This is a genomic window from Agrobacterium sp. (assembly GCF_032092815.1).
GTDB lineage: Bacteria > Pseudomonadota > Alphaproteobacteria > Rhizobiales > Rhizobiaceae > Agrobacterium.
Genome location: NZ_DAMDBP010000090.1, coordinates 2,584 through 4,972 on the forward strand (window position 1 = coordinate 2,584; position 2,389 = coordinate 4,972).

Annotated in this window: 3 protein-coding genes; all 3 read left to right on the top strand. The window is 54.0% G+C overall.

Annotated elements, in window-relative coordinates:
• The first annotated feature begins 159 nt into the window (after window positions 1-159).
• From RT613_RS23665 to RT613_RS23675, 3 genes are read left to right on the top strand one after another with little or no spacing between them, the layout of a single operon-like run.
• On the top strand, window positions 160-756 hold the full coding sequence (locus RT613_RS23665; protein ID WP_313618811.1) for a TRAP transporter small permease: 597 nt from the start codon (window positions 160-162) through the stop codon (window positions 754-756).
• A 2-nt stretch (window positions 757-758) separates the two neighbouring features.
• Entirely contained in the window at window positions 759-2,063 is a 1,305-nt protein-coding gene (locus RT613_RS23670) for a TRAP transporter large permease (RefSeq protein WP_313618812.1), read from the top strand.
• Entirely contained in the window at window positions 2,060-2,362 is a 303-nt protein-coding gene (locus tag RT613_RS23675) for a hypothetical protein (protein ID WP_313618813.1), read from the top strand. Before RT613_RS23670 ends, RT613_RS23675 begins: the two co-directional genes overlap by 4 nt.
• The last annotated feature ends 27 nt before the right edge of the window (window positions 2,363-2,389 follow it).

Consider the following 2,389-nt stretch of genomic DNA (forward strand, 5'->3'; position numbering starts at 1 on the left):
AAGGCGATGGTTCAGAAGATTGCTGCTGACAAGGTTCTTCCTGAATGGGCGTCGCGTTGCTCCTCCACCTATCCCGAGTGCAAGCAGGTGTGGAATTCCACCATCGGCAAGGCACGTGGCGTCGAGATAGAATAACGGCATTCGATCAGGAGCGAGATTATGGAACCACAACTGCTTTTCCGTCTCATCAACAGGCTCTCGATGCTTATGGCTTTGATTGCCGGCGCAGCGGTCCTCATTCTTTCGGTCCTGATCGTCTTTGACATTGTGTCCCGAAGCCTGTTCAGTTTCTCCGTTCAGGGCACCGATGAATTGGGTGGTTACACGCTGGCGCTGATCGGCTCTCTTGGGCTGACCTATACCCTGCTGCAGCGGGGGCATCCACGCATAGATATTGCATTAAGGCACTTGAAGAGCGGGTTTCGTCGCATTTTACATGTTGTCGCCTATGGCGCACTTTGCTTGTTCGCCATCTTCATGGCGCAGCACGCAATCGGTGAGTTCTCCGAAACACTTGCCTTCGGCACAGTCACCAACACACCGCTTCAGACCCCACTCTGGGTGCCACAAGTGTTCTGGGTGGCAGGAACAGTGGTCTTCGCCCTCGTCACCCTTGTCCTGACTATCCATGGCATTTTTCTTCTATGCCGCACGCCCGAGGCGATCGACCGGTTTTACGGTCCGATCACCGTCGAGGAAGAGGTGCAGGAATATCTGACCGACGACCCATCCCACACGCTCAAGACGGAGGCCTGATCATGCTCGGCCTAGAAGGTGCAGCCATCGGCTTTTTTTTACTGCTGGCACTGATGTTTATCGGACTACATATTGCGACATCTCTTTTCCTGGTCTCTGCTATCGCCGCCTGGTGGTTCTTTGGAGACACCATGTTCCAGCCTTTTGGAACCATGATGTGGGGAACGCTGAATAACTTCCTGCTGGTGGCTATCCCTCTGTTCGTTTTCATGGGTGAGGTTCTTGTCCGCGGCGGTGTGACGGAACGCATGTATGTCGCACTGTCGGATTGGTTGAAGCCATTGCCAGGAGGGCTGTTACACAGCAATATCGTCGCCTCGACCATTTTTGCAGCAATATCGGGATCGTCTGTTGCCACAGCGGCAACCATTGGCACTGTGGCTTTTCCTGCCTTTCGCAAGCAGGACTACAAGGAAAGCTGGGTTGCCGGCTCGATTGCAAGCGGCGCGACTCTCGGAATTCTTATCCCGCCAAGTATCAACCTGATCATCTACGGTGCCATCACCAACAACTCGATCGGCAAGTTGTTTACCGCAGGCATCCTGCCCGGCCTTCTGCTGGCCGCCCTCTTCGTGGGCGTCATCATCATCTGGAGTGTGATAAACCCATCCGTGGCCGGACGGCGTGAGCGGCTGGTGCCGTGGAGTGAGCGCAAGAAACGCCTGAAAGATCTTCTGCCACCGTTGTGTATCTTCGCCGTGGTCATGGGTAGCATCTATGCAGGCTGGGCCACCCCAACCGAAGCGGCGGCAATCGGTGTCATTGCTGCAATGGTTCTGGTGGGCGCATCAGGGCACCTCGGCTGGAGGTTAATCAAAGAATCAATGCTGGCGACGGTTTCGACCACGGCCATGACGCTGTTGATCCTGATAGCCGCGTTTTATCTCAACTTCATTCTTGGTGTACTTGGCGTTCCGACGCAGGTCTCGGCCTTCATTTCCAGCCTTGACCTGCCGCCATGGCTGATGATGCTCATCTTGGTGATGATGTATCTCATTCTCGGCTGCTTTCTTGATGCACTGGCCATGATGATCGCAACAATTCCGATTGTCTGGCCAATCATGCAAGTTCTGGGGTTCGACGGCATCTGGTTCGGTATTTTCCTTGTCCTGATGTGCGAGCTGGCATTGATTACTCCGCCAGTGGGCATGAATCTTTACATCGTGCAGAGCGTGCGAGCGCGTGGCTCAATCGGCACTGTCATTGTTGGTGTACTGCCATTCCTCTTCTGCATCCTTTTGCTGGTTGCGCTGATCATGGCCTTTCCGCAGATTGTCAACTGGCTGCCAAATATGGTGCACGGATGAGTAACGAACATTTTCCACGCCGGCTGTTGGTTGTTAATCCGAACATGTCTTCCGGGGTAACAGACGCATTCGTGAAGCAGGCGCGCATCGTTGCGCCTGCTGGCACCGTCATTGACGGAGTTACAGGAACATTTGGCGCGACAATCGTTTCGATCGAAGCCGAAAACATTATTGCCAGCCACGCAGCGCTTGAGCTTCTTGCAAAACATGGCATGGACTACGATGCTGTCATCCTGGCTATATCGTATGATTCAGGGCTTGATGGCGCTCGAGGGTGGCGTCGCCTTAACCTGACGTAGGACGCAATCATTTCTTTGTCCTGAATT

What these genes read in the sequence shown, in the direction of transcription:
- RT613_RS23665 (WP_313618811.1), top strand. Translation starts at nt 160, where the DNA reads ATGGAACCACAACTGCTTTTCCGTCTCATCAACAGGCTCTCGATGCTT.
- RT613_RS23670 (WP_313618812.1), top strand. Translation starts at nt 759, where the DNA reads ATGCTCGGCCTAGAAGGTGCAGCCATCGGCTTTTTTTTACTGCTGGCA.
- RT613_RS23675 (WP_313618813.1), top strand. Translation starts at nt 2,060, where the DNA reads ATGAGTAACGAACATTTTCCACGCCGGCTGTTGGTTGTTAATCCGAAC.